Genomic DNA, 25,404 nt, shown 5'->3' with positions numbered 1-25,404 from the left:
AGACCAGCGATGCCTTCGACGAAATCCGAAACCGTGCGGCCCCCGGCCGTCGCCGGCAGCTTTTACCCGGCCGACCCGGGCCGCCTGCGCAGCGACGTCCAGCGCCTCATCGACGAGGCCGGCCCCGTGAGCGAACCGCTCGCGGCCGCCTACATCGTGCCCCACGCCGGATACCGCTACTCGGGGCCGGTCGCGGCCCAGGTGTACGCGCGGCTCGCCGCGCACCGCGGCCGCGTCAAGCGGGTCGTCCTGGTCGGGCCCTCGCACCACTACCCGCTGCGCGGGCACGCCGCCGCCCCCTACACGGTCTGGGAGACCCCGCTCGGGCCGGTGCGCGCCGCGCCGACCGCGGTCGTCGGCTCCTCGCGCCTGCCGCACCAGTCCGAGCACTCGCTCGAGGTGCAGCTCCCGTTCCTCCAGGTCGCCCTCGGCGACGACATCGAGGTCACGCCGGTCGCCTGCGGGATGAGCCAGACTCCCGACACCGCCCGGATCATCGCCGCCCTCCTCGAGGAGGCCGGCGAGGACGCGGTCCTCGTCTGCTCCACCGACCTGTCGCACTACCACGACCAGGCCACCGCCGAGCGCATCGACGCCGCCACCGCCGAGGCGATCAAGGGCCTGCGGCCCCGCGAGATCGCCCCGCAGCACGCGTGCGGCGTCTTCGCGCTCCGCGGCACCGTCGCCTGGGCCGACGCCACCGGCCGCCGCCCCCGGGAACTCGCGCGCGCCACGTCGGCCGACACCGGCGGCGGGAGCGACCGCGTCGTCGGCTACCCCGCGTTCGCGGTGGAGCGGCCCTCGCTGTGACCTGGGCTCGCGGGGGCGAAACTCGCACGACCGGCGCCGCGGGCGGCGTTTACCCTGTAAGACGTGACCGAGCACGAACAAGACACCACTGAGACCGGCGACGACCTTCCCGAGCAGATGAAGATCCGGCGCGAGAAGCGCGCCGCCCTCCTCGCGGAAGGCAAGGAGCCGTACGCGCTCGGCTACCCGCGCACCCACACGCTCGCCGAGCTGCGCGAGCAGTTCGGCCACCTGGCGGACGGCGAGTCCTCCGGGGTCACCGTCGCCACCACCGGACGGGTGATCTTCGTGCGCCTGGCCGGGAAGCTCGCCTTCGCGCGGCTGCGCGACGGCGACGGCACCGAGTTCCAGGTGATGCTCTCCCAGGGCAAGGTCGGCGAGGAGGCCCTCGCCGAGTGGAAGCGGCTGGCCGACATCGGCGACCACATCGGGGTCACCGGCGAGGTCGTCTCGTCCAAGCGCGGCGAGCTGTCGGTCATGGCCGACTCGTACCGGATCACCGGCAAGGCCCTGCGGCCCCTGCCCGTGGCGCACAAGCCGCTCGCCGAGGAGACCCGCGTCCGCCAGCGCTACGTCGACCTGATCGTGCGGCCCGAGGCCCGCGCGAACGTCCGCAACCGCGCGAAGGTCGTCAAGTCCCTGCGCGACCAGCTCGACGCCGAGGACTTCATCGAGGTCGAGACCCCGATGATGCAGGTCCAGCCGGGCGGTGCGACCGCGCGGCCGTTCGTGACGCACATGAACGCGTACGACCTCGACCTGTACCTGCGGATCGCGCCGGAGCTCTATTTGAAACGGTGCGTAGTCGGGGGGATCGACCGCGTATTCGAGATCAACCGCAACTTCCGGAACGAGGGCGCCGACTCGTCGCATTCGCCGGAGTTCGCGATGCTCGAGGCTTATCGCTCCTACGGCGACTACCGCACGATCGGGGCGCTCACCAAGTCGCTCATTCAAGGCGCGGCGCGTTCGGTGTTCGGCTCCGAGACCGTCGAACTCGCCGACGGGTCGACCTACGACCTCGGCGGCGAGTGGGCCGAGATCACGCTCTTCGGGTCCCTTTCCGAGGCGCTCGGAGAAACCGTGACCGTCGACACTCCGTTCGAGACGCTGCGCGCCTACGCGGACAAAGTCGAACTCGGCGTCGACCCCAAGTGGGGGCCCGGGAAACTCGCCGAGGAATTGTTCGAGCACCTCGTCGTCGACGGCCTCCACGCGCCGACGTTCGTGTACGACTACCCCGAGGAGACCTCGCCGCTGGTGCGCGGCCACCGCACCACTCCGGGCCTCACCGAGAAATGGGACCTGTACGTCCGCGGTTTCGAGCTGGCGACCGGCTATTCCGAGCTGATCGACCCGGTGATCCAGCGCGAGCGCATGGAGGCCCAGGCCAGACAGGCCGCGAAGGGCGACGACGAGGCCATGGGCGTCGACGAGGACTTCCTCCGGGCCATGGAGTACGGCATGCCGCCGCTGTGCGGCATGGGCATGGGAATCGACCGGCTCCTTATGGCGCTCACCGGACTCGGCATCCGCGAGACCATCCTCTTCCCGCTGGTGAAACCCGAATAGCAAAGCAAAGGGACCGCATCGGGACCCGCGGCCGGCGCATGCCGGGCCGAGAACGGGAAATCCGATGCGGTCCCTTTCCGCTCGCCGCCGGCGCCATTGGACTCGACCGATTGGGCCGCGGTTTGCCGCGCCGTGAGCTGGACCGTAGCGACTCATTCACAAATCTTTCGCTCCACCCTCTTTCCTTTCTCTTAGGGACTCGTATATGCTCTGGCACTAGTAAGAGCAAAAGGCACTGTTGGGCCGGGTCCGAGGGGAATTTGCCATGGCGAAGAAGACACAGGTCATCCTGATCGACGATATCGACGGCTCCACCGCCGAGGAGACGGTCAAATTCGCCATCGACGGGCAGGCCTACGAGATTGACCTGTCGGCGGCGCACGCCAAAGAACTGCGCGACGCCCTGGAGAAATTCCAGGAGGCGGGCACCCGACTGGGCCGGTACTCGCTGGGCACCCCGCGCGGGCCGATCCGCGGCTCCTCCGCGGCGCCCCGCCGCCAGTCCGTCGACCGCGAGCAGAACAAGGCCATCCGCGAGTGGGCCGCCCGTTCGGGCAAGAACGTGTCGCCCCGCGGCCGCATTCCGCAGGCCATCGTCGAGGAATACAACGCCGCGCACAACTAGTCCGGCGACCGATCAGACCGCCCGCTTCCCCGCACTCCGGGAGGCGGGCGTTTTCTCACCCCGCAAGCGTCTCTCCATTGATTGGGACGCCGGGGCGCGGGTATTGCGCTCAGAGCGAACCTGTTATCACGGGGAATGGCCTAGGGTGCACGCTTGTTGTCACCACCGTGGCACCCGCCGTCCGCGGACCCGGGGGATAAGGTGTACCCACAGGGTTTTGCAAGCCACGACCAGTAACGACGACGAAGTAGCGGCGGACGCGAGGAGCAGAAGCGCATGTTTGAACGGTTTACGGACCGTGCCCGACGCGTGGTCGTCCTGGCTCAAGAAGAGGCCAGGATGCTCAACCACAACTACATCGGCACGGAGCACATCCTGCTCGGCCTCATCCACGAGGGCGAGGGCGTGGCGGCTAAGGCCCTGGAGAGTCTGGGGATATCCCTGGAAGGCGTGCGCCAGCAGGTCGAGGAGATCATCGGTCAGGGCCAGCAGGCCCCCTCCGGGCACATCCCCTTCACCCCCAGGGCGAAGAAGGTCCTGGAGCTGAGCCTGCGCGAGGCACTGCAGCTCGGCCACAACTACATCGGGACCGAGCACATCCTGCTCGGCCTGATCCGCGAGGGCGAGGGCGTCGCCGCCCAGGTCCTCATCAAGCTCGGCGCCGACCTCAACCGGGTCCGCCAGCAGGTCCTGCAGCTCCTGTCCGGCTACCAGGGCAAGGAGCCCGCGGGCGCCACGGCCGGCGGCACCTCCACGGAGGCGCAGCAGTCCGGGTCGCTCGTGCTGGACCAGTTCGGCCGGAACCTGACCCAGGCCGCGCGCGACGGCAAGCTGGACCCCGTCATCGGGCGCCAGCGCGAGATCGAGCGCGTCATGCAGGTCCTGTCGCGGCGCACCAAGAACAACCCGGTGCTCATCGGCGAGCCCGGCGTCGGCAAGACCGCCGCCGTCGAAGGCCTCGCGCAGGCGATCACCAAGGGCGAGGTCCCCGAGACCCTCAAGGACAAGCAGCTGTACACGCTCGACCTGGGCGCGCTCGTCGCCGGGTCGCGGTACCGCGGTGACTTCGAGGAGCGCCTGAAGAAGGTCCTCAAGGAGATCAAGACCCGCGGCGACATCATCCTGTTCATCGACGAGATCCACACGCTCGTCGGCGCGGGCGCCGCCGAGGGCGCGATCGACGCGGCCTCGATCCTCAAGCCGATGCTCGCCCGCGGCGAGCTCCAGACGATCGGCGCGACCACCCTCGACGAGTACCGCAAGTACCTCGAGAAGGACGCCGCCCTGGAGCGCCGCTTCCAGCCGATCCAGGTGGCCGAGCCGTCGCTGGCGCACACCATCGAGATCCTCAAGGGCCTGCGGGACCGCTACGAGGCCCACCACCGCGTCTCCATCACGGACGGCGCCCTGGTGCAGGCCGCGACGCTCGCCGACCGCTACATCTCCGACCGGTTCCTGCCGGACAAGGCGATCGACCTCATCGACGAGGCGGGCGCGCGCATGCGCATCCGCCGGATGACCGCACCGCCGGACCTGCGCGAGATCGACGAGGAGATCGCCGAGACCCGCCGCCAGAAGGAGTCCGCGATCGACGCGCAGGACTTCGAGGCCGCCGCGCGCCTGCGCGACACCGAGAAGCGCCTGCACGAGAAGCGCGCCAAGCGCGAGCAGGAGTGGAAGGCCGGCGACCTCGACCAGGTCACCGAGGTCGACGAGGAGATGATCTCCGAGGTCCTCGCGAACTGGACGGGCATCCCGGTCTACAAGCTGACCGAGGAGGAGACCTCCCGCCTGCTCAAGATGGAGGAGGAGATCCACAAGCGGATCATCGGCCAGGAGGACGCCGTCAAGGCCGTCTCGAAGGCGATCCGCCGCACCCGCGCGGGCCTCAAGGACCCCAAGCGCCCGTCCGGCTCGTTCATCTTCGCCGGCCCCTCGGGCGTCGGCAAGACCGAGCTGGCGAAGGCGCTCGCGGAGTTCCTGTTCGGCTCCGAGGACGCCCTCATCCAGCTCGACATGTCCGAGTTCCACGACCGGTACACGGTGTCGCGCCTGGTCGGTGCGCCTCCCGGCTACGTCGGCTACGACGAGGGCGGGCAGCTCACCGAGAAGGTCCGCCGCAAGCCGTTCTCGGTGGTCCTGTTCGACGAGATCGAGAAGGCCCACCCGGACGTGTTCAACACGCTCCTCCAGATCCTGGAGGACGGCCGCCTGACCGACGGCCAGGGCCGCATCGTCGACTTCAAGAACACGGTGCTGATCCTGACCACGAACCTCGGCACGAGGGACGTCGGCAAGGCCGTGTCGCTGGGCTTCCAGGCCGACGCGTCCGAGGGCGGGGACTACGACCGGATGAAGGAGAAGGTCAACGAGGAGCTGAAGAACCACTTCCGCCCCGAGTTCCTGAACCGCATCGACGACACGATCGTGTTCCCGAAGCACACGCAGGAGGCGATCGTCGCGATCGTCGACCTGATGGTCAAGCGCATCGAGGACCAGCTCGCGAACCGCGACATGGCCCTGGAGCTGACCGACAACGCGAAGCTGTACCTCGGGCACAAGGGCTACGACCCCGTCCTGGGCGCGCGGCCGCTGCGCCGCACGATCCAGCGCGAGATCGAGGACACGCTCTCGGAGAAGATCCTCTTCAACGAGTTCGTGCCCGGCCAGATCGTCATCGTCGACGTCGACGGCGACCCCACGGACATCGAGAAGACGAACCTGACATTCAGGGGCGCCGACAAGCCCGCGGGGATCCCGGACACGCCCCCGGCCGAACTGGCCGGCGAGCGCGCACCGAAGAGCCCGGGCGCCGGAACCGGCACGATGCCGCCCAAGAGCCCGGGAGCGGGCCCGCGCGGCGGCATGGCCGGCGAGGGCGGCGCGTAAGCGCTGAAGCGTGAAACGGGGCGGGACCGCACGGTCCCGCCCCGTTCCGTGTACCTGAGCGGGGCGCGTCGATGCGGACCGGGCCCCGGCCGCGATGCGCAGCGGGCGCGCTGCTCCGGCGTCCGGCAGGGATCTCCCGGGCTCGGTGCGTGGCAAGGCCCGGCCCGGCGGAGGTCGCGCGGCATGGGCTCGGCGGCCGGCCTCGCGGCAGGGCCCGCGCCTCCGACGGCAGGTCTCGCGGCCCGGCCGGCCGGCGATCGCGCGGGATGGGCTTCCGCTTCCAGCGACCGGCCAGCGCTTCTATCAGGGAGTTTCACGGCAAAGAAAAAGCCGGGTTCGAAAACCCGGCGTGTGGCGGAGGATAGGGGATTCGAACCCCTGAGGGCGTTAACCCAACACGCTTTCCAAGCGTGCGCACTAGGCCACTATGCGAATCCTCCGTCGAGTACCCTACCCGATCGCCGCAGCGCCCTCCAACCGGGTTGATCGAGGTGACCTGCGTTGCACCGGAGGCGCCGCGGCGGCCTCCGGGGTCGGGTGTGTCGGGATCGGATCGCCCCCGGTTCCGATGGTGCCCGCGGGGACCGAAAGCGTCGCGCGGCGGGGACCAGACCCGGGCCGTGATCCTGGTGACCATGAGGGCTCGCCCGGGTCGGCGCCCGAACCGAGTTGCTGTAAACTTCTGACCGTCTCCCATGCGGCGTCATCGCGTGAACCTCCCCAGGGCCGGAAGGCAGCAAGGATAAGCGGGCTCTGTCGGGTGCGTGGGAGACCCAGCCGCCTTAGCTCAGTCGGCAGAGCGATTCACTCGTAATGAATAGGTCGACGGTTCGATTCCGTCAGGCGGCTCCACAGCAAAGACCCCGGCGCAAGCCGGGGTCTTCTGTTTTGCCCTGGAACTTCTGCCGTCGTCGGAGCGCCCGGACGGGCGAGCCGTGCCCAGAGGGGATCGCCCCTGGGCACGGCACGGATGAACGACTGGAGCGGGACCCCGCACCCGCCCTGGAGCGGTGCGGGGTGCGCCGTCACCGACTGAGGTAGTACAGGTAGACGGCCCCCGCGGCGACCACGAGGCCGACGGCGACCGCGAAGGCGATCTTCCAGGGGCTGAACGGCCGGTCGCCCGAGACCTTCCCGTTCTGCCCGTTGACGAGGACCTGCCAGGTCTTGCCGCCGAACAGGTAGGCGAGGATCCACACCGGCAGCAGCAGGAGCTTGTAGGTGAGGTTCCGGTACTCGGTGTCGATCCGGTGGACGCGTTGCTCGTCGCCGCCGATGTGGTTCCTGACGTCGCGCTGGATGACCGCGGACATCTTCCGCTTCGCCTCGTTGAGCGCGTCGTCGGGGCCGAGGTCGTAGCGCTGGGTGTGGTGACCGGAGAGGAACTGCGGCTGATACCCCGTGGCGGCGCCGGTCTCCCAGCTCTCGGAGAGGGATTCGAGCCGCTTGGGGTTGACGTGCGTGGTCGCCGGGACCACCACGTCGTCGAAGTCGCGCGTGACGGTCCCCGCGGCGGGGAACCAGCGGGTGTTGCGCTTGCGGTTGCCGTCTTTGTCCTCGGTGTAGTAGTGCTCGCCGCGTTCACCCTGGTAGTGCGAGACGGTGGCCGCGTCCCAGGTCCAGTGCGGCAGGTAGGTGCTCTTCAGCGATTCGGCCTCGTGGACGTTCTTGAAGGCGTTCGGCGCGAACCAGCGGCTGGAGACCCAGTCCCGGAGGGCCTTGCGGGCGCCGCCCTTGTCGACGTGGAACGGGATGAGCCCGTCGGGGGCGACCAGGTCGGGGTCGAACTGGTCGGCGACGACGGCGGCTCCGCAGAACTGGCACACGTCCGACCAGGCGTCCGATTCGGTGTGGGCGCCGCATCCGGTGCACACGAACAGATTCGGGGCGCTCTGCTGCGGCGAGCGGCGGTTCTGCTCGCCGAGGGCGTGGTAGTCGCGTTCGGCGACCATCTGGGTCGGGACGTGGATCTCTTGGCGCGCACCGCAGTACGGGCATGCGAGCGCCGTGGTCCCGGGTGCGAACTGGAGGTGCGCGCCGCAGTCGTGGCACGGGTACGTCTGATGGCTGGAGGGGGCGGGCTGGGTCACGGGAGTGTTCCTTCGGGGGGCGGGTACGGGCTACGGCGGGAGGAGGGGCCTACTGCGGGGGGAGGGGCGGCGGGACGGCGCCGAAGAGGCCGGCGAGCTCGGGGATCTGTCCGGCGGCGGTCCAGGCCGCCATGCCCTGCTTCCAGGCGAGGGTGTCGCGGGTGACCGCTCCGGCCGCGATCTGCTGGCGCAGCGCCGCGAGGTCGAACGGGCCGGCCTGCTGGCCTCCGGTGCCGAGGAACCACTCGGGCGCGGTGCCCGGCAGCGGCGGCGGTGCCGCGGGCGCCGCCGCGGCCGGCGCGGTCAGCGTCTGCGCTTGGGGCTGTGCGAGGTTCGCGGCCATCTGCTGGCCCATGGCGAGTCCGGCGCCGAGGCCGAGGGCGTCGGCGGCGGCGCCGCCGTGCTGGGCGGAGGTCTCGAGCGCGTTGGCGGCCTGGAACTGGGTGTAGGCCCCCAGGTCGCCGACGACGCCCATCGAGGAGCGCTTGTCGATCGCGGCTTCGACCGCTTCGGGCAGCGAGATGTTCGAGATGGTGAAGGAGGGGACGTCGAGTCCGAGCGGCGCGAGCTGTTCGGCGACCGCGCCGCGCAGCTGCTGCCCGATCTGGTCCTGGTGGATCGCCATGTCGAGCACGGGGATGCGTGCGGAGGCGATGGCGGGCGCGAACGCGGCGACGACCTTCTCGCGCAGCCAGGACTCGATCTCCTCGGTGCGGAACTGGGCGTCGGTGCCGGCGGACTCGCGCAGGAGCATGGCCGGGTCGACGACGCGGATGGCGTAGGCGCCGAACGCGCGGATGCGGACCGCCCCGAACTCGGGGTCCCTCACGAGGACGGGGTTCTTGGTGCCCCATTTGAAGTCGGTGAACTGGCGGGTGTTGACGAAGTAGACCTCGGCCTTGAACGGGGAGTCGAACCCGTACTTCCAGCCCTTGAGGGTCGACAGGATCGGCATGTTCTGTGTCTGGAGCGTGTAGGTGCCCGGGTGGAACACGTCGGCCAGCCGGCCTTCGTTGATGAACACCGCCGACTGCGATTCGCGGACGACGAGTTTGGCGCCCATCTTGATCTCGTTGTCGTGGCGGGGGAACCGCCAGACCAGGGTGTCTCGCGAGTCGTCGGTCCACTCGATGATGTCGACCAGTTCGCCGCGGATGCCATCGAACAAGCCCATGCGGGCCCCTTTTCTTTTCGTGCCGCCGCCGCTGGGCCGGCGGACTTCCTGTGTTCCGGGGTGCCGGGCCCGGTCGCTGTCTACATGGCACTTTACGCGGATGACGCAAGATCCGCTGACCGGGAACCTCCCGGTCCGCGGCCCGGCGCGACCTCGGATCGAAGCTCGTCGCTGTCGTCCCGTTCTGCCCGCCGGGGTCGCTCATGCCGGAACATCATCGCGCATTCCAGTGCCCTGCGTTGCACGGTTGGCCGCGGTGACCGGCCCGAGGTCGGTGCCCTCAGGTGGTCGATCGCCGAGCGATATGGGCTTCGTCTGGCTATCTCCGGCGGCACTCCGCCGCCTGCGTGCCGCTGCGCCACTGTCTGGACGGCACGACACCAGTAGGCCGGGGACTGGCAGTGCTCGGGACAGCGGCGCGGCGTGGTTTCCGATAGGGTCGCGGGTGCCGAAGGTGCGCAAATCAGGCGCGGCTGTTCGGCTCCCTCGCCCCGGTTAGGAAGGCCCCCATGGCGTCTGTAGATGAAGTGATCGCCTCCATCAACGCGAATACCGACGCGGTGACCGAGCTGCAAGCCCGGATCGAGGCCAGCAAGGCGAGCGCGGAAGAGACCTTCGGTCAGGCGCAGTCCCTGGGCGTCGAGCGCGCCGCCGCTGCGGTTGCCGCCTGCAAGGACCAGTTGGAGGAGGCGAGCGCGATGACCGCTGCTCTGGTGAACAAGCTGGGGGAGGCCCGGAGCGCGGCAGAAGCTGCGAAACAGGCTTAGGTTGCGGCCGTGGGGAACGTACGAGACCTGGCCGCGATGATCGAGGCCGACCGGGCTGAAGTCGCCGGGCTGTCGGGGCCCATCGACTCGTCGAAGGGTCAGGCCGAGGCGACCGCCGGGGCGGTGGCCCAGTTGGGCATCGAAGGTCGTGCCGCGCAACTGCGGCAGGCCGTCGACCGTATTGAGGAGGCCCAGGCGATCCGGGCCGCGATTGAGGGTGTGCTCGTCAAGGCGCACTGGCAGGCGATGTCGGCCGTGCACGGCACCATGGGACCCGGCGCGGCGAAAGGCTCGGGCCCGGGTGGATCGTTCATCGCCGCTGACGGGACCGTCACGACGAGGGACGGACGCCCCGCCGCCGGCCATCTGGACGCGGTCCCGCCACACCTGCGGCAAGACCCGACCCCGACCGGTATTGACTTGCTCGAACCTCCCCGTCGTAAGAAAGGCTCGACGCTCTTTCGGGAGGCGGTCGGCAAGGGGGACCAGGTCGAGGATGCGACGAAGGCACTGGATAAGAACTTCGATACGGCGTGGGACGCGATCTTCGGTGAGCCGTCGCCGGCGAAGGCCCAGCAGAACGCCGTGTCTGAGACGCTGAGCTCGCGTGAGCCCGTGCTGACCGAGATGCCGGCGCCGAAGGTCGGCGGTGGAGGCGCGGTCATGGCAAGCTTCGTGGCATCGCTGGTCGTCACAAAGACGCTGCAACCGATCGTGCGACAATTTGAGCGAATCAGCTCCAGGTTTAGGAAGGCCGAGAACCGTGGCGGATAGAAACCCCGACGAGGTCGCGCTGCTGACCGCGCTGATCACCAAAGGATCCGAGAACCCAAAGGCGATCGCGGCCCGGATTGGGCCTGCGAGGGCATATGCGTTGGCGGGATCGGCGCTTGCGATCGCTGCATCGCGTCGATTCCCGGCCGGGTCGACTTATGCCGAAGTCGCCGCTTACAGTCGCGGCCTTGCGGACCGGTTTCCGAATGGCGCAGATCTGTTGAAGCCGACCGTGGTCGAAGCCATGATTCGATCAGGTCGCGGTGAGGAGGGGCTGCTCGATGGCCTCAATACAACTCTGGTCCAGCAGTTGTTGTTGATGCTGCCTTATGTCCTCATGACTGACCAGGAGTTGTCGGCCGAGGAAAAGGCTGCGTTCATCGAAGAGGCCATTTCGTTGACCGATGAAGGCGACGAGTGATCAAAGGCCCGAGCAGAATGCTTGGGCAGCAAGGCAAAGCGAGCACGTTCCGCTAGGTTGACCATCCTACGGGTAAGGGGTCCAGGCCAATGGCCTGGACCCCTTACCCGTCTAGACGCGACTGACATCACTTTGCACCGTAAGTTGACAGAGCACAAACTGTGCGTCATCATCGGAGCACCGGCACTCGCAATCACTTGCGGGCCAATTCCTTACGTCTCGAACGGAGCTTGTTACGAAGCATCCAGCTCTCATTAGCCTTCATCTATAGGCCAGAATGTAACCGCCGCCCGGTGGCTCCTCGCTACCAAACTCGGTCCACCGGGCGGCCAACAACAGAAAGCGAGCTTTCCGTGTCGTCTACGACGATACGCTATTCGGGCGTACCTGAAAACAGCCATTCCCGCGACTTCGAATCCGATACGGCCGCCTACACTCCCGCGTCCCGCCACGAGGAACCCGACCCGCTCGGCGACTCGGACCTGACCCGCAGGTTTCGGGCCGCCGCAGCGGCCGACCGGGCGGTCAGCGCCGTCAGCGCTGACCCTGAACCGGCCGCGTCCAGCGGTTCCGCGTCCGGCCTCGCCCAGGGCGGGACCGGGTCTGCGCCCGACCTCATCCCGGGCGAGCGCAGGTCTGCCGACGACGATCCCCGCCATAACCGCGCTTACTCGCACCCGCAAAACCCGGGCCTGTTCGAGGAGGTCGACGGGTTCTACGACTGGGCGGGGCGGCGGCTCTTCCTCGCCGACGGATCACCTGATCCGATGACACCGGGCGCGTACCGGTACCAGACGCGCCCCGACCTGTGCGACCTCGACGCACCCGACTCGGACCCGTCGAGTCCGCGCTTCGAGCCGGATCACCTGCGGCACAAGCCCGGCGATGACTGGCTGATCGACACCGACCGCCCTTACGACGTGCTCGACCCGGGTCCGTTCGGCTCGCCCGACTGGTTCCCGGACCGGCGCACCGGCCGTCACCGCCGCAATGAGCTGCCCGATCCGATCCCGTGGTGGGAGATCGAGGAGGAACCCGAGAAGGCCGAATGGGCCGAGCACGCCGAAGCCCTGTACGAGCGCCGCACCCGCATCACCCGCGAACGCGAAGCCCGCGAGGCCGAAACCGAGGCTGCGGCCCGCACGGCCGCACATGAGGCTGAGCAGGCGGCGGCCCGCGAGGCCGAGACCGCGGCTGCGGCTCGTGCGGCTGCCTATGAAGCCGAGCAGATGGCGGCCCGTGAGGCCGAGACCGCGGTCGCGGTCCATGCGGCCGCCCACGAAGCCGAGCAGGTGGCGGCCCGCGACGCCGATGCGGCGGCCCGGCGGAACCGCCAGGAGCGCAACGACCGCGACCGGTCTGAGCGGTCCGACCACGCCGATCGCAACCGGTCTGGGCGGCCTGATCACTCCGACAGTGACCGGTCCGGGCGTTCTGATCACTCCGACCGGTCGGGCGGAAACGGCGCCGGCGGTTCCGGGGCCGGTTCGCCGCGTCGATGGGGGTCCGGTTCTGAGCCGTCGTCCCGCAGCCGGGAGGATTCCGAAAGCGCTCGGGCGCAAGGGGGTTTCGGTCAGGGTCGTCGGCGGTCGCCGGTGCCGCGTCGGGGTGCCGGTTGGTCGCAGGCCGACCGCAACAGCGAGGACCCGCCCGAGCCCGTCCGGCCCGGTCTGCCCGCGAACCGGTCCGTCGGCGGTGGCGACACCTTCGCCGCCGCCGGGGCGCCGCACTGGTCGGACGGACCCCGGGAGACCGTCGAGCGGCCGAGCCGGTCGGACGAAACCCGGCAAGTCGCCGGAGGCTCCGAGCGGTTCGGCGGGACCGCATCGGGGTGCGCGTCCGCCGGTGCCGCCGAAGTGTTTACCGAAGTGCCGCACCGGTTCGACAAGCTCCGCGAGGACGCCTGGGACCGGTTCCTGGTCAAGTCGGCCGAACTCGCGGCCGCGCACCGCACGAACCGCACCGCCCCCGCAGGCGAGCGGGACGGCGGTCCGGTCGGCGGCCGGTTCGCGCGGCTGGTCCGCGCCGTCGCGGGCGCGTTCAAGCATCGGCAAGGGCGGCAAGGGGATCCGCGCGATGTCCGCGCCGCCGCTTCCATCGGAACCGGGGACGGTTCGGCCGCCGGGGCGCCCGGCCCGGTGGAGCCTCCGGCCGCCACTTCGATCCCGAGACCGCGTGAGGCCGCGTCCCTGTCCGGCGAGGTCTCGACACCTCATGGGGACGCATCCGGGTCTCGCGAGGTCCACATGCTTCGCGGAGCCGCGTCCCGACCCGGCGAGGCCCCCAGGCCGCGCGAGGCCGCCGCCCGGACAGCGATCGCGTTGCGTACCAGCAGGTTCGCTCAGGCGATCCGGGGCGCCGAGCGGGCTCGGACCGAGATCCACGCACGCCGGAGCGTCCGCACGGCCGGTGCCGCTGAAGCGGGCCTTCCGGTCGAATCGGCGTTCGGCGGTGCGGTATGGGCATAGGCCGGCTCTCACCCCATCGCGTACGTGCGCGATACGCGAACGCGCTCAAGGCGATCCCGTTGCCGGTGCGTTCCTTCTCCGGGATCGATCCTGCCGCGCTCACCGTCGTCGGCGAATCGGAGGTCGGGGAGCGTCGCCTCCGGTTCGGCGTCCTCGCCGGGACTCCGCGCCTGTGGATCACCGTCCAGGACCAGGTCCCGCCGGTCGTCGGCTACCTGACCGGCTTCGACACCAGGCGCATCGATCTCCACGTCACCGAACCCGACCACCTCGAGTGGGCCCGCCCGCCAGGCCGCGCCGCGCAGATTAAGCGCGCCGCCCTCGACGCCTGGAACCGGGCCCACCGCACCTGCGAAGGATAGGAACCATGTCCGACGAACCCGTGTCCGACAAAGCAATGCCCGGCAAAGCGTTGCCCAGCGAGGCAATGCCCGGCGAATCCATGTCCGGGGAATCCATGTCCGGCAGCGACACCCGGCCGAGTCCGCGCGACGGCGACAAGGAGCTGTTCCGCGCCCACGCCACCGCCCGCCTTCGCGGGGACACCGAGACGGCCCTCGGCCTCGCCGTGCAGATCGGCGAGGCCCGGCGGATGGCGCACCTGCTGTTCGTCCTCTACCTGTTCTGTCAGGTCGTGGTCGAGGAGTTCGGGACCCGGCCCGACCCCGAAGACCTGGCCGCGCTCACGAAACGCCTGCACGAGAAGCACTACCGGCCCGGGAACGGGTTCTGCGCGATCCGCGCCGAGGCGCTGGTCCGCGCCGTGTGCGGGGAGTCGCTGCTCATGACCGAGGTCCCGGTCAGCGAGCAGCCGGGGTACATGTGGGCGGTCATGACCGAGCTCGTCGATCCCGGCGTCACCGACGGCGCGCTCATGGAGCTGTTCGCGGGCGCCGAAGTGATCGGCGCCGAGGTCCTGAGCGACACCGGGCGGGCGATGTTCGGGGAGCCGTTCGGGCCTCCCGCGCCGCGGACGGAAGCCGCTCCCGGGCCCGGATCCGAACGGGACCCGGTCCCGGCAGAAGCGCGCCCCGCCGACATCCGACCCGCAGCCGCAGCCGATGAGGAGGAGACCGAATGAAACCCGAGGAACTGCACCACCGGCACCTGTCCGCACTGGTAACAGGCGACCTCGATGCCGCCGCGAGCCTGCGGGGCCGCTTCAGCCCCGGCGACCACCGGACGGCGGTGGAGCTGCTCCGCGCGGCGGTCGCCGTCTGCCTCGAATGCCGGCTCGGCCCCGGCGCGGGGCTCGGGGCCGGACCGGTCGACCACGATGCGCTCGCGGCGCTCATGGACGAGATCCGCCGGGCCGGGGCCGGAACCGAGCCGCCGCCCGACTACCTCGCGATCGAAGCGGCGGTCCGCTCCCTCTACGGGGAGCCGCACCTGCTCGAACCGCTGAGCGACCAGCAGCGCGGCCCGGTGCTCTACGCACTGCTCAGCTCTCAGGTCGCGCGGTCTCCGTGGCTGCGGGCCAACCCTGATCGCGTGGTCGAGCGCGCGAAGGCGGTCATGACGGTCTGGCTCCTCGGCTGACCGCGATGCAGTTCGGCGGTCGAGCCGGCGGTGGTTTCCCGATGGGCATTGCCGGCTCGGCCGCCGTGTGCGGCGGTGCGGCTTCGCCGCTCCCGCACCGCCTTGGCGTGCGGGTGGGTTGGCGATGTCGGTTGCGCTCGCAATCGAACGCACCGAGATTGGGAAGGGATCACTCCGACCGCGCCATCGGAGGTCGAGTCAGGCGCTGCGACACGGTGGCGCAGCCGTGGCTGAGTCGTGGCTCAGCGGGGCACGCGTCCGATCGGGAGTATCAGGAACTGCTGATGCGCCAGGCCGTTCCTCTCCCACATCCACACCAGTTCCTTGCCCGGCTGCGGGACCGGTGTGCAGTCGATGACGTGCCCGTTGTGGACGCTGGTGATCATCCAGCCGATGCCATCCGGTACCGGTTGCGTCTCCCACCGCTGCCAGGGCTTAGCGTGCTCCTCGTACAGCACCAGCGGCGCCCCATTGCCGGCGGGCACTGTGGCGTCAACAGTTGTCGCGTCCAACGCCATGCCGTTGACCACTGACAGGATCGTGAACTCGTCGCTCTTCGATACCGGCCGCCGAAACCCCCATTGCTGACCGAGGCCGCCGTGCGCGGTGCCGAGGACGGGGCGCGTGAACGGCTGCGCTCGCGCATCGGTCTCCAGCGCGTAGCCGCTCGCACGCTCGACGAGCATGAACGGCCCCGCGACCGGGGCGCCTTTGCGCAGCGCCGCGTATCCGGCGATGTCGATGACTTCGATGTCGACGAACGGCAGCTTGAACTTCAGGTTGAAACTGGGGCGAGTTCCAGTTCTGAAACCACCGGCCATCAGCGAGCACGCTCCGAGGGGGGTAGGGAGAAGTCCGTCCCGAGCCTAACGGGACGGAACAACCCGAGGGGGCCCGCGGCGCGCCTCCAGGCGCATCGGTTGCCGGGCGTTCCGTGCGGACACCTCCCCGCCGCTGTGCGCCATCCGGTGCCGCCGAGCTCCGTAGGATTGCCGCCATGGAGCTTCCAGTCGCCGGAACCTTGGACCATGTCGAGCTGTGGGTGCCCGATCTCACCCGGGCCGTCGACTCCTTGGGCTGGCTGCTTGAACGCCTCGGCTATGCGCTGCACCAGGAGTGGCCGGCAAGACGCAGCTGGCGGCTCGGCCCCACCTACCTGGTGGTGGAGCAGTCTCCGGCACTGACCGGGAGCCGGCACGACCGGTGCGCACCGGGTCTGAACCACCTGGCCTTCCACGTCGGAGATGACGCCGAGGTCGAACGGCTGGTCGCCGAGGGCAGCGAGCACGGCTGGACTCTGATGTTCCCTGACCGGCACCCGTTCGCCGGAGGCGGCGACCACTATGCGGCGTATCTGGAGAACCAGGACGGCTTCGAAGTCGAACTCGTCGCCGCTTCCTTCTCACCCTCGACTGGTCGGAGTATGCGATCGGTGCCGTAGATTTCCTCGCCGCTGTATACCGTAGGGATCTCGTCATTCCGGGCATGCCGAGAAGCTTCCCGCGCGAGGATCCCGCCGTAGTGGTGTATTGACGCCGACCGCCGGAAGCGCCCGCGCCAGTGCCACCTCGACTCGGGCCTGCGCTCGCGACGTGTTCATGCGAGCGTCGTCAGGTGCGTTCATGAGAGATCGTTTGCGCCCCAACGGCATTCACGCGACGGGCAGCGCGACCGTCACCACCAGGCCGCCCTCGGGGCGGGCCTTTGCGGTTGCTTCGCCGCCGTGGGCTTCGGCGATGGCGCGGACTATCGAGAGGCCGAGGCCGGCGCCCTTCGAGGCGGTGGCGAGGCGTTCGGTGCCGAGGCGGCGGAAGGGCTCGAACAGGCCCGAGACCTCGAAGGCGGGGACGACCGGGCCGGTGTTGGCGACCTCGACGACCGCGCGGGTGCCGTCGGTGCGGGTCGCCACCGTGACCCAGCCGTCCTCGGGGAGGTTGTAGCGGACCGCGTTCTCGACCAGGTTCTGCACCAGCCGCTCGAGCAGGACCGGTTCGCCGCGGGTCGGAGCCTCCTCGCAGTCGGCCGTGACCGCGACGCCGGGGGCGGGCGTCTGGGCGGCGACGTGGACCGCCACGTCAGCGAGGTCCACATAGGATCGCTCGCCGAGTTCCCGGTCCGAGCGCATCAGCAGCAGGAGCCCGTCGATGAGCCGCTCGTGCCGGGCGTTCACTTCCAGGAGCGTCTCGCCGAGCTGCCGCACGTCCGCCGACGCACCCGGCCGGTGCACGGCGACCTCCAGGAGTGCCCGCGTGACCGTCAGCGGCGTGCGCAGCTCGTGGGAGGCGTTGGAGATGAACGAGCGCTGCCCGTCGAAGGAGTGGTCGAGCCGCTCCAGCATCCGGTTGAACGTCTCGGCGAGCTCACGCAGTTCGTCCTGGGGCCCTTCGACCTTGATCCGCTCGTGGAGCCCCTGCCCGGCCGCGGGGGCCTCGGCGATGCGCGCGGCCGTGTCGGTGAGGCCCTGGATGGGGCGGAGCATCCGCCCGGCGACGAGCCACCCGAGCGCGACCGTCGCGACGCCGACGAGGCCGAGCGCGAGCCCGCCCTGGGTGGCGATCACGTACAGCGCGTCCTCCCAGACCTCCCCGGCGATCAGGAACCGCACGTCCTGCGCGTACGCCTCCGGATCCTCGCCGGGCTCGGGCACCGGCAGATCCGCGGACTCCTTCATCCCCACGATCGACCGGTTCGCCTCCCCCTCGTCCGGCAGGTGGTTCTGGACCAGGCTGTAGGTGAGGAACAGCAGCAGCACCCCGCCGATGAGGAACAGGCCCCCGTACACGAGCGTCAGACGGGCGCGGAGCGTCAGCTTCATCGGATCCGGTACCCCACTCCCGGTTCGGTGAGGACCACCGGCGGGTCCCCGAGCTTGCGCCGCAGCTTCAGGATCGTCATCCGCACCGCCTGCGTGAACGGGTCGGTGTGCTCGTCCCACGCCTTCTCCAGAAGCTGCTCGGCCGACACCGGCGCCCCGCCCGCGCGCAGCAGCTCCGCCAGGACCGCGAACTCCTTGCGCGACAACGGCACATACCGGCCGTCACGGAACACCTGGTGCAGATGCACATCGAGGCTGATCCCGGCCCGCTCGAGGACCGGCGGCGCCGCCGGGCGGGCCCGGCGACCCAGCGCCGCCACGCGCGCCGCGAGCTCCCGGAACGCGAACGGCTTCGGCAGGTAGTCGTCGGCGCCCAGCGCCAGCCCGGTCACCCGGTCGTCGACCTCGGCGGCGGCGGTGAGCATGAGCACGCGCGTGTCGGCGCCGACGGCCGCGATCTCGCGGCACACCTGGTCGCCGTGGACGACCGGCAGGTCCCGGTCCAGGACCACGACGTCGTACTCGTTGACGCCGATCCGGTCCAGCGCCGCGCCGCCGTCCAGGACGACGTCGACCGCGTGCGCCTCGCCGCGCAGCCACTCCGCGACCGCGTCGGCGAGCAGCGGCTCGTCTTCGACCACCAGGATCCTCATGCCACACATCATCGCCCGCCCGGTGTTGCCGCGGCATTGCCGTTCCGGATTACGGCCGCGCAACGCCCCGGCCGCTGTACTGACTGCGCGGCCGGGGAAGCCAACCCTCCGGCCGCGCCACAGCGACCTGAAAGGCGAACGACATGAGGCGATACCTGATCGCGCTCCTCCTCGGCCTCACGGCCCTCACCGCCGCCGCATGCGGCGACGACACCGGCGACGACGGCGGCGTCGCGTCCGCCGACGGCACCGCCACCGCCTCCGAAGACACCGAAGGCGGGGACGGCGGCGGCGAGAACGACGCCTTCGCCCAGGCCCTCGAGTACTCCCAGTGCATGCGCGACAACGGCGTCCCCGAGTTCCCCGACCCCGAGCAGCAAGGCGAGGGCGGCATCAGCCTCGGCCTGACCGAAGGCATCGACCCCGACAGCCAGGAGTTCAAGGACGCCGAAGCCGCCTGCGAAGACCTCCGGCCCCAGCCCAACGGCGGCGACGAGATCGACCCCGAGGTCTACGAAGCCCTCGTCGAGTACTCCGAATGCATGCGAGAGAACGGCATCGAGGAGTTCCCGGACCCCGAGCCGGGCGGCGGCATCATCATGAACGGCGACATGGGCTTCGACCCGCAGAGCGAAGAGTTCCAAGCGGCCGAGGCCGCCTGCGCGGACCTGCGCCCCGAAGGCCCCGGCCCCGAGAACAGCGAGGACGAGTGATGGCGCGCCGACGCGGCAAAGGCCGCGCAGGGAAAGTCGTCGCCGGAGCGGCGATCGCGCTGGCGGCCGCCGGCGCGGCCGCGGCCGCCCTCGGGTTCGACCTCCGCTCCTTCTTCGAAGAGGCCGAAGCCGAGGCCACCCAGGAGACGCCGGCGACCGCCGAGGTCACCGTCCAGACCCTCACCGAGACCGTCACAGTCGCCGGCGACCTCGGCTACGGCGACGCACTCGACATGAACTGCCTGCTCAACGGCACCCTCACCGGACTGCCCGCCGCAGGCGACGTCCTCGAACGCGGCGACGTCCTCTACTCCGTCAACGACCAGCCGGTCGTCCTCATGTACGGGTCCCTCCCGGCGTACCGGGCGCTGGGCCCCGGCACCGAAGGCGCCGACGTCGAGCAGTTCGAGGAGAACCTCGCGGCCCTCGGCTACGACGGGTTCACCGTCGACGACGAGTACACCGACGCCACCGCCGACGCCGTCGAGGAATGGCAGGACGACCTCGGACTCGAGGAGACCGGGGCCGTCGAACTCGGCCGGGTCGTCTTCACCCCCGACGCGATCCGCGTCGACACCGTCGACCCGCAGCTCGGCGCCGCCGCACAGCCCGGCGGGCCGGTGTTCGCCTACACCGGCCTCGACAAGGTCGTCACCGTCGAGGTCGAACTCGAGGACCAGGAGCTGGTCGTCGTCGGCGAAGCCGTCGACATCACCCTCCCCGACGGCACCGAGGCCACCGGCACCGTCACCGATTCGGAGACCGTCGTGACCGAGGAGACCGGCCAGGGCGGCGAGACCGAGGACGTCACCTACCTCGAAGTGACCGTGGCCGCCGACGACGCGACCGTCTTCGACGCGCTCGACCAGGCCAGCGTCGACGTCGGCTTCGCCGGCGACAGCGCCGCCGACGTCCTCACCGTCCCCGTCGAGGCCCTCCTCGGCCTCGCCGAAGGCGGCTACGGCGTCGAAGTCGTCGACGGCGGCACCGAGGTCATCGCGGTCGACACCGGCCTGTTCGCCGACGGGTACGTCGAAGTCAGCGGCGAAGGCCTGGAAGCGGGTCAGTCCGTGGTGGTGCCCTCATGACCGTCCTCGTCGAAGCCGAGAGCGCCGCACCGCAGGCCGGGACGCGACCGGTCGTCGAACTCGACGCGGTCACCAAGACCTACGCCGGCGACGTGAAGGCGCTCCGCGAAGTGAGCCTGCGCATCGACCCCGGGGAGATGTGCGCGATCGTCGGCCCCTCCGGGTCGGGCAAGTCCACGATGCTCAACCTCATCGGGACACTCGACCGGCCCACCACGGGCACCGTCCGCATCGACGGCTTCGACGTCGCGAAACTCCGCGACAAGCAGCTCTCGGCGCTCCGGTCCTCCCGGATCGGGTTCGTGTTCCAGCAGTTCCACCTCGCCGTGGGGCAGCCGGTCCTCGACAACGTCGCCGACGGCCTCCTCTACAGCGGCACCGCCGCCCCCGAGCGGCGCGCCCGCGCCGCCGAAGCCCTCGCCAGAGTCGGGCTCGACCACCGCATCGACCACCTCCCGAACGAGCTCTCCGGCGGCGAGCGCCAGCGCGTCGCCATCGCCAGGGCCGTCATCGGCAACCCGGCGCTCCTCCTCGCCGACGAGCCGACCGGCAACCTCGACTCGGTCTCGGGCGCGAGCGTCATGGACCTGCTGCACGAACTCCACGAGGCCGGCACGACGATCGTGGTCATCACCCACGACCACGACATCGCCGACTCGCTGCCCCGGCAGGTCGCGATGCGCGACGGGCAGGTGGTCTGAATGGTCGCCACCGACCCGCGGGCGCTGCGCCCCGCCCGGATGCGCCCGGGCGACGTGTTCAAAGTCGGCGCCACCGGCCTGCGGACCCGGCCGCTGCGGGCCTGGCTCTCGGCATTGGGCATCGCGATCGGCATCGCCGCGATGATCGCCGTCGTCGGCATCTCCTCGTCGAGCCGGGCCGAACTCGACCGGCAGCTCGCGGCCCTGGGCACGAACCTGCTCACGGTCCAGCCCGGCACGTCGATGCTGTCGGGGGAGGAGGGCGTCCTGCCGTACGAGTCGACGGCGATGGTCGACCGGATCGACCCGGTCTACGCGGTCGCCGCGACCGGGTCCGTGCCCGGCACGAACGTGTACCGGTCCGACCACATCCCCGAGGGCCGCTCGGGCGGCATGAGCGTCGTCGCCGCCGAACTCGACCTGCTCGACACGGTCGGGGCCGAACTCGCCGAGGGCGCCTGGCTCAACGCCGCGACGGCCCGCTACCCGGCGGTCGTGCTCGGCTCGGCCGCGGCCGAGCAGCTCGGCATCGTCTCGGTCGGCGACGGCGTCGAGGTCTACATCGCCGGGCAGTGGTTCACCGTCGTCGGCATCCTCGAACCCGTCGCGCTCGCAGACGAACTCGACCTCGCCGTCATGGTCGGCTGGGAGGCCGCCGCCGCGTACCTCGGCTTCGACGGGCACCCGACCACGGTGTACGCCCGCGCCGAGGAGCAGTACGTGGAGGAGGTCGCCGGGGTGCTCGCGACGACCGCGAACCCGGAGGCCCCCGACGAGGTCGAGGTGTCGCGGCCGTCGGACGCGCTGGCGGCGAAGAACGCCGTGGACACGGCCTTCACCGGGATGCTGCTCGGCCTGGGCGGTGTGGCGCTGCTCGTGGGCGGGGTCGGGGTGGCGAACACGATGGTCATCTCGGTCCTGGAGCGGCGCAGCGAGATCGGTCTGCGGCGGTCGCTGGGGGCGACGAAGGGGCAGATCCGGTTGCAGTTCCTGGCCGAGTCGCTGCTGCTGAGCGCCCTGGGCGGGGTCGGCGGGGTGCTGCTGGGGACGGCGGTGACCGCGGTGTTCGCGGCGGTGCGGGAGTGGCCGACGGTGGTCCCGTACTGGGCGAGCGTCGGTGGCGTGGCGGCGACGCTGTTCATCGGCGCGGTCGCGGGCCTGTACCCGGCGGTGCGGGCGTCGCGGCTGTCGCCGACGGAGGCGCTGACGGCGAACTAGGCCGCCGCTTGTCCGGCCGCGGGCCCGCTCCTGGTCAGAGCGGGCCCGCGGCCTCGTCGTGTCCTAGATGTACTGGTCGATGATCGGGGTCAGGCGGCCGGCGATCTTAGCGTGGCCGGAGTCGCTGGGGTGGACGCTGTCGACGAGGTCGGAGGCGTCCGGGAGCCACCCGGTGGTGTCGACGAAGTGGACCTTCGTGTCACCGGCGCTGACGCGGGCGTTCACGGCGTTCTGCGTCTCGGGGCTGTAGCGGTTCCGGAAGGTCTCCATCGCGAAGATGTGCGCGTTCGGGTAGGCCTGGCGGACGCGTTCGAGCATGACGATGTAGTTCTGCTGGAACGCGGTGGTGGAGACGCCGTGGCCGACGTCGTTGGTGCCGAGATTGATCACGACGGCGGTGGCCTGGTAGCGGGAGAAGTTCCAGTCGTCGTTCGAGACGAACGCGGAGGATCGGCGGAACCAGTCCATCATCCCGTAGCAGCCGTCGGCGGTGCTGACCAGGCAGGCGCCGCCTTGGGCGACCTGGGTGTGGCCGGCGTTCAGGTTGTCGCCGACGAGGTAGCCGTACGCGGTGAAGGGCCGGTTGCCGTTGGGCTGTCCGACGGTGATGGAGTCGCCGATGAACTCGATGAAGTTCGCGGGGCGGGCCCTGGTGACGGTGGTGCCGCCGGAGGCGAGGATGAATCCGCCGAAGGCCGGGTCGCCGGTGTAGGAGCCGGCGCGTTCGCGGAAGCCGATCCGGATGGAGTGGGTGCCGGAGAGGCCGGACCTGATGGTGACGTTCCCGGAGACGGCGCGCATCCAGGTCTCGCTGCCGCCGTCGATCGAGTAGTACATGTCGATGGTGCCTCGGAGCTTCACGCCGATGGAGGAGCCGGTGAAGGCGGTCTCGACGTAGCCGCCGGCCCAGCCCATCGTGTACCAGGAGGCGCTGGCGGTGTTCCAGCGGCCGTAGTACTGGACGTTCGGGTCGGTGAGGGAGCCGTTGCCGGCGGTGCCGCCGGTGCCCTCGACGGGGACGAGCTTCCAGTGCTGGGTCTCCTCGCCGATGCGGTCGTACTGGGAGATCCGGCTGCCGGCGGCGGTCGCGCGCTCCCAGTTGTCGAGGGCCTTGCCGGAGTTGCGGTTCACGAGTTCGACGGAGCCGTCGGTCTGGGTGTTGACCTGCCACTGCTGGTTGGTGCCGCCGTTGTCGGTCCACTGGACGATGTCGGCGCCGTTGGCGGTGGACTTGGCGTAGACGTCGAGTACCTGATTCGAGTGCCGGGCTTGGATCCGGTAGTAGCCGCCGCCGGAGTCGACGAAGCGGAACTGCTGGTTCGTCGCGGTGGAGGGGGCGGCGAGGACGGCGGGGGCGCCGGCGGTGGTGGAGCCGTTCTGGATGCTGACGGCGAGGCCGGAGTAGTCGTTGACGATCCGGTACCAGGTGTTCGTCTCGACGGCGGCGGCCGGTGCGGAGCCGAGGACGGTGAATCCGGCGGCGGTGAACAGTGCCGCCGCGGCGGCGGCCAGCAGCCTGGCGAGGCGCGCGCGGCGGGGTGGAGCTGGGGTGCGCAAGCGGGACTCCTTACATCGGCTTACATTGAAACGTTTAAATCTATCGCGGTTCGAACAGGATACCGCTTTCATCTCCCGGGGACCACCCCTCAAATCCCCGAAAACCCCCGCAACCCGTCCACCCGGCCGCCGCCCTGTGCCCGCCGCACCAACACCGCCGGTCGAACCGCAGAACGTCGGACCCAGGCCGTACCCTGGCTTCAGGCCCGCCGCGACAGCGCCGCGAACCAGCAGCGCCGAACCGGCAGCGCCCGCAAGCACAGCGGGAACCGGGCCGCAGAGAACAGCGCCGACCAGATCCGCGCCGCCGGCGGAGCAACCAGCAGGAGGACGACGTGGCACTCGCGCTCTACCGCAAATACCGGCCGCAGACCTTCGCCGAAGTGGTCGGCCAAGAGCACGTCACCGAACCCTTGATCAACGCCATCCGCGCCGGCCGCCTCAACCACGCCTACCTGTTCTCCGGCCCCCGCGGCTGCGGCAAGACCTCCTCGGCCCGCATCCTCGCCCGCTCCCTCAACTGCGCCCAGGGACCCACCCCCGAGCCCTGCGGCGAATGCCGCTCCTGCCGCGCGCTCGCCGCCGACGGGCACGGCTCGGTCGACGTCATCGAGATCGACGCGGCCAGCCACGGCGGCGTCGACGACGCCCGCGAACTGCGCGAACGCGCCGTCTTCGCCCCCGTCGACTCCCGCTTCAAGATCTACATCATCGACGAAGCGCACATGGTCACCGCCGCCGGCTTCAACGCGCTCCTCAAACTCGTCGAAGAACCCCCGGACTACGTCCTCTTCATCTTCGCCACCACCGAGCCGGACAAGGTCCTCCCGACCATCCGCTCCCGCACCCACCACTACCCGTTCCGGCTCATCCCGCCGCCCGCCATGCGGGAGCTGTGCCGCAGGCTCTGCGACGAGGAGGGCGCGGTCGTCGCCGACGACGTCCTCCCGCTCGTCGTCCGCGCCGGCGGCGGCTCCGCCCGCGACACCCTCTCCGTCCTCGACCAGCTCATCGCCGGCGCCGGACCGGAAGGCGTCACCTACGAGCGCGCCGCCGGACTCCTCGGCGTCACCGACGCGGGCCTCCTCGACGAGATGTGCGAGGCGTTCGCGGCCGCCGACGGCGCCGCCGTCATGGAGGTCGTCGAACGCGTCGTCGAAGGCGGCCACGACCCCCGCCGCTTCGCCGGCGACCTCCTCGAACGCCTCCGCGACCTCATCGTCCTCACCCAGGTCCCCGACGCCGGCTCCAACGGCCTCGTCGACGCCCCCGCCGACCAGCTCGCCAAGATGACCAGCCAGGCCACCCGCATGGGCACCTCCACGCTCACGCGCATGGCCGAGGTCATCGCCGCCGGCCTCGCCGGCATGCGCGGCGCCACCGCCCCGCGCCTGCTCCTCGAGCTCGCGTGCGTCCGCGCGATCCTCCCCGGCTCCGACGAGTCGATGGCCGGCCTCATGCAGCGCCTCGAGACCCTCGAGCAGCGCGCCGCCGGCGCGGCCCTCGCCGCCCCGGCCCGTCCCGCCCCCG

Annotated in this window: 22 protein-coding genes, 2 tRNA genes, 1 other RNA gene and 1 pseudogene; 19 read left to right on the top strand and 7 right to left on the bottom strand. The window is 70.3% G+C overall.

Annotated features, from left to right (window positions below):
* Positions 1-9 precede the first annotated feature (9 nt).
* The 4 genes and pseudogenes from amrB to GFD30_RS22955 all read left to right on the top strand — a co-directional run.
* Positions 10-810 (top strand): AmmeMemoRadiSam system protein B, encoded by an 801-nt coding sequence (gene amrB, locus GFD30_RS22970; RefSeq protein ID WP_153027494.1) that lies wholly within the window; start codon positions 10-12, stop codon positions 808-810.
* Between the two features lie 117 nt (positions 811-927).
* Positions 928-2,382 carry a lysine--tRNA ligase gene (gene lysS, locus GFD30_RS22965; RefSeq protein WP_153027508.1) on the top strand — a complete coding sequence of 485 codons (1,455 nt, stop codon included), beginning with the start codon at positions 928-930 and terminating at the stop codon, positions 2,380-2,382.
* Positions 2,383-2,647: 265 nt separating this feature from the next.
* Positions 2,648-3,007: a histone-like nucleoid-structuring protein Lsr2 gene (locus tag GFD30_RS22960; protein ID WP_153027493.1), complete on the top strand. Its 360-nt coding sequence runs from the start codon at positions 2,648-2,650 to the stop codon at positions 3,005-3,007.
* A gap of 276 nt (positions 3,008-3,283) precedes the next feature.
* Positions 3,284-5,794, top strand: a pseudogene (locus tag GFD30_RS22955) (ATP-dependent Clp protease ATP-binding subunit); the annotation flags it as partial.
* A gap of 454 nt (positions 5,795-6,248) precedes the next feature.
* Here the strand turns inward: GFD30_RS22955 and GFD30_RS22950 are convergent.
* Positions 6,249-6,336: transfer RNA gene (locus tag GFD30_RS22950), tRNA-Ser, on the bottom strand.
* 245 nt (positions 6,337-6,581) lie between these two features.
* On the opposite strand from GFD30_RS22950, the gene ffs reads away from it, so the two are divergent.
* An RNA gene (ffs, locus tag GFD30_RS22945) (signal recognition particle sRNA small type) lies at positions 6,582-6,675 on the top strand.
* A tRNA-Thr gene (locus GFD30_RS22940) sits at positions 6,673-6,748 on the top strand. Before ffs ends, GFD30_RS22940 begins: the two co-directional genes overlap by 3 nt.
* A 173-nt stretch (positions 6,749-6,921) precedes the next feature.
* On the opposite strand, the gene GFD30_RS22935 is transcribed toward GFD30_RS22940, so the two are convergent.
* Together GFD30_RS22935 and GFD30_RS22930 are read right to left on the bottom strand one after the other, a co-directional pair.
* A complete protein-coding gene (locus GFD30_RS22935; RefSeq protein WP_194202080.1) occupies positions 6,922-7,986 on the bottom strand; it encodes a hypothetical protein in 1,065 nt (354 codons plus the stop codon).
* Between the two features lie 49 nt (positions 7,987-8,035).
* Complete coding sequence (locus tag GFD30_RS22930; protein ID WP_153027491.1) at positions 8,036-9,160, bottom strand: SPFH domain-containing protein; 1,125 nt, start codon at positions 9,158-9,160, stop codon at positions 8,036-8,038.
* Positions 9,161-9,669: 509 nt separating this feature from the next.
* Here GFD30_RS22930 and GFD30_RS22925 point away from each other — a divergent pair.
* From GFD30_RS22925 to GFD30_RS22895, 7 genes are all read left to right on the top strand, one after another.
* Positions 9,670-9,927, top strand: a complete 258-nt coding sequence (locus tag GFD30_RS22925) for a hypothetical protein (protein ID WP_153027490.1) — start codon at positions 9,670-9,672, stop codon at positions 9,925-9,927.
* A gap of 9 nt (positions 9,928-9,936) precedes the next feature.
* Entirely contained in the window at positions 9,937-10,701 is a 765-nt protein-coding gene (locus GFD30_RS22920; protein ID WP_153027489.1) for a hypothetical protein, read from the top strand.
* The gene (locus GFD30_RS22915) at positions 10,691-11,122 is read left to right on the top strand and encodes a hypothetical protein (RefSeq protein WP_153027488.1); all 432 of its coding nucleotides are present in this window, start codon (positions 10,691-10,693) and stop codon (positions 11,120-11,122) included. Before GFD30_RS22920 ends, GFD30_RS22915 begins: the two co-directional genes overlap by 11 nt.
* Before the next feature lie 353 nt (positions 11,123-11,475).
* Positions 11,476-13,590: a hypothetical protein gene (locus GFD30_RS22910; RefSeq protein ID WP_153027487.1), complete on the top strand. Its 2,115-nt coding sequence runs from the start codon at positions 11,476-11,478 to the stop codon at positions 13,588-13,590.
* Between the two features lie 59 nt (positions 13,591-13,649).
* Positions 13,650-13,952 (top strand): hypothetical protein, encoded by a 303-nt coding sequence (locus tag GFD30_RS22905; protein WP_153027486.1) that lies wholly within the window; start codon positions 13,650-13,652, stop codon positions 13,950-13,952.
* A 5-nt stretch (positions 13,953-13,957) separates the two neighbouring features.
* Complete coding sequence (locus GFD30_RS22900; RefSeq protein WP_153027485.1) at positions 13,958-14,671, top strand: hypothetical protein; 714 nt, start codon at positions 13,958-13,960, stop codon at positions 14,669-14,671.
* Positions 14,668-15,129: a hypothetical protein gene (locus GFD30_RS22895; RefSeq protein WP_153027484.1), complete on the top strand. Its 462-nt coding sequence runs from the start codon at positions 14,668-14,670 to the stop codon at positions 15,127-15,129. The genes GFD30_RS22900 and GFD30_RS22895 overlap by 4 nt, the downstream gene beginning before the upstream one ends.
* Positions 15,130-15,371: 242 nt before the next feature.
* Here the strand turns inward: GFD30_RS22895 and GFD30_RS22890 are convergent, their stop codons facing one another.
* Entirely contained in the window at positions 15,372-15,950 is a 579-nt protein-coding gene (locus tag GFD30_RS22890; RefSeq protein WP_153027483.1) for an RICIN domain-containing protein, read from the bottom strand.
* Between the two features lie 176 nt (positions 15,951-16,126).
* Between GFD30_RS22890 and GFD30_RS22885 the strand changes: the two genes are divergently transcribed.
* Positions 16,127-16,570, top strand: coding sequence for a VOC family protein (locus GFD30_RS22885; protein ID WP_153027482.1), 444 nt, complete (start codon positions 16,127-16,129; stop codon positions 16,568-16,570).
* Between the two features lie 210 nt (positions 16,571-16,780).
* Here the strand turns inward: GFD30_RS22885 and GFD30_RS22880 are convergent, their stop codons facing one another.
* The gene (locus GFD30_RS22880; protein WP_153027481.1) at positions 16,781-17,944 is read right to left on the bottom strand and encodes a sensor histidine kinase; all 1,164 of its coding nucleotides are present in this window, start codon (positions 17,942-17,944) and stop codon (positions 16,781-16,783) included.
* Positions 17,941-18,597: a response regulator transcription factor gene (locus tag GFD30_RS22875; RefSeq protein ID WP_153027480.1), complete on the bottom strand. Its 657-nt coding sequence runs from the start codon at positions 18,595-18,597 to the stop codon at positions 17,941-17,943. Before GFD30_RS22875 ends, GFD30_RS22880 begins: the two co-directional genes overlap by 4 nt.
* 143 nt (positions 18,598-18,740) lie before the next feature.
* On the opposite strand from GFD30_RS22875, the gene GFD30_RS22870 reads away from it, so the two are divergent.
* The 4 genes from GFD30_RS22870 to GFD30_RS22855 are packed head-to-tail and all read left to right on the top strand — an operon-like array spanning position 18,741 to position 22,317.
* Entirely contained in the window at positions 18,741-19,310 is a 570-nt protein-coding gene (locus GFD30_RS22870; RefSeq protein ID WP_153027479.1) for a hypothetical protein, read from the top strand.
* The gene (locus GFD30_RS22865; protein ID WP_153027478.1) at positions 19,310-20,398 is read left to right on the top strand and encodes a peptidoglycan-binding protein; all 1,089 of its coding nucleotides are present in this window, start codon (positions 19,310-19,312) and stop codon (positions 20,396-20,398) included. Before GFD30_RS22870 ends, GFD30_RS22865 begins: the two co-directional genes overlap by 1 nt.
* Positions 20,395-21,099 (top strand): ABC transporter ATP-binding protein, encoded by a 705-nt coding sequence (locus tag GFD30_RS22860; protein WP_153027477.1) that lies wholly within the window; start codon positions 20,395-20,397, stop codon positions 21,097-21,099. Before GFD30_RS22865 ends, GFD30_RS22860 begins: the two co-directional genes overlap by 4 nt.
* Positions 21,100-22,317, top strand: coding sequence for an ABC transporter permease (locus GFD30_RS22855; protein WP_227996890.1), 1,218 nt, complete (start codon positions 21,100-21,102; stop codon positions 22,315-22,317).
* A 63-nt stretch (positions 22,318-22,380) separates the two neighbouring features.
* Here GFD30_RS22855 and GFD30_RS22850 read toward each other — a convergent pair whose 3' ends face one another.
* Positions 22,381-23,874: an RICIN domain-containing protein gene (locus tag GFD30_RS22850; RefSeq protein ID WP_194202079.1), complete on the bottom strand. Its 1,494-nt coding sequence runs from the start codon at positions 23,872-23,874 to the stop codon at positions 22,381-22,383.
* Between the two features lie 335 nt (positions 23,875-24,209).
* On the opposite strand from GFD30_RS22850, the gene GFD30_RS22845 reads away from it, so the two are divergent.
* The coding region (locus GFD30_RS22845) for a DNA polymerase III subunit gamma and tau (RefSeq protein WP_322633525.1) at positions 24,210-25,404 on the top strand (1,195 nt) is incomplete at its 3' end.

It is taken from the genome of Glycomyces albidus (assembly GCF_009451885.1).
GTDB lineage: Bacteria > Actinomycetota > Actinomycetes > Mycobacteriales > Micromonosporaceae > Glycomyces > Glycomyces albidus.
Note: the sequence above shows the minus strand (reverse complement) of the source record. Positions and strands in the feature narration are given on the sequence as shown.

Coding starts and splice junctions, on each gene's coding strand:
- GFD30_RS22900 (WP_153027485.1), top strand. CDS start 13,958: ATGTCCGACGAACCCGTGTCCGACAAAGCAATGCCCGGCAAAGCGTTG.
- GFD30_RS22925 (WP_153027490.1), top strand. CDS start 9,670: ATGGCGTCTGTAGATGAAGTGATCGCCTCCATCAACGCGAATACCGAC.
- GFD30_RS22960 (WP_153027493.1), top strand. CDS start 2,648: ATGGCGAAGAAGACACAGGTCATCCTGATCGACGATATCGACGGCTCC.
- GFD30_RS22895 (WP_153027484.1), top strand. CDS start 14,668: ATGAAACCCGAGGAACTGCACCACCGGCACCTGTCCGCACTGGTAACA.
- GFD30_RS22880 (WP_153027481.1), bottom strand. CDS start 17,944: ATGAAGCTGACGCTCCGCGCCCGTCTGACGCTCGTGTACGGGGGCCTG.
- GFD30_RS22890 (WP_153027483.1), bottom strand. CDS start 15,950: ATGGCCGGTGGTTTCAGAACTGGAACTCGCCCCAGTTTCAACCTGAAG.
- GFD30_RS22885 (WP_153027482.1), top strand. CDS start 16,127: ATGGAGCTTCCAGTCGCCGGAACCTTGGACCATGTCGAGCTGTGGGTG.
- GFD30_RS22930 (WP_153027491.1), bottom strand. CDS start 9,160: ATGGGCTTGTTCGATGGCATCCGCGGCGAACTGGTCGACATCATCGAG.
- GFD30_RS22875 (WP_153027480.1), bottom strand. CDS start 18,597: ATGAGGATCCTGGTGGTCGAAGACGAGCCGCTGCTCGCCGACGCGGTC.
- GFD30_RS22865 (WP_153027478.1), top strand. CDS start 19,310: ATGGCGCGCCGACGCGGCAAAGGCCGCGCAGGGAAAGTCGTCGCCGGA.
- GFD30_RS22860 (WP_153027477.1), top strand. CDS start 20,395: ATGACCGTCCTCGTCGAAGCCGAGAGCGCCGCACCGCAGGCCGGGACG.
- lysS (WP_153027508.1), top strand. CDS start 928: ATGAAGATCCGGCGCGAGAAGCGCGCCGCCCTCCTCGCGGAAGGCAAG.
- GFD30_RS22870 (WP_153027479.1), top strand. CDS start 18,741: ATGAGGCGATACCTGATCGCGCTCCTCCTCGGCCTCACGGCCCTCACC.
- GFD30_RS22855 (WP_227996890.1), top strand. CDS start 21,100: ATGGTCGCCACCGACCCGCGGGCGCTGCGCCCCGCCCGGATGCGCCCG.
- amrB (WP_153027494.1), top strand. CDS start 10: ATGCCTTCGACGAAATCCGAAACCGTGCGGCCCCCGGCCGTCGCCGGC.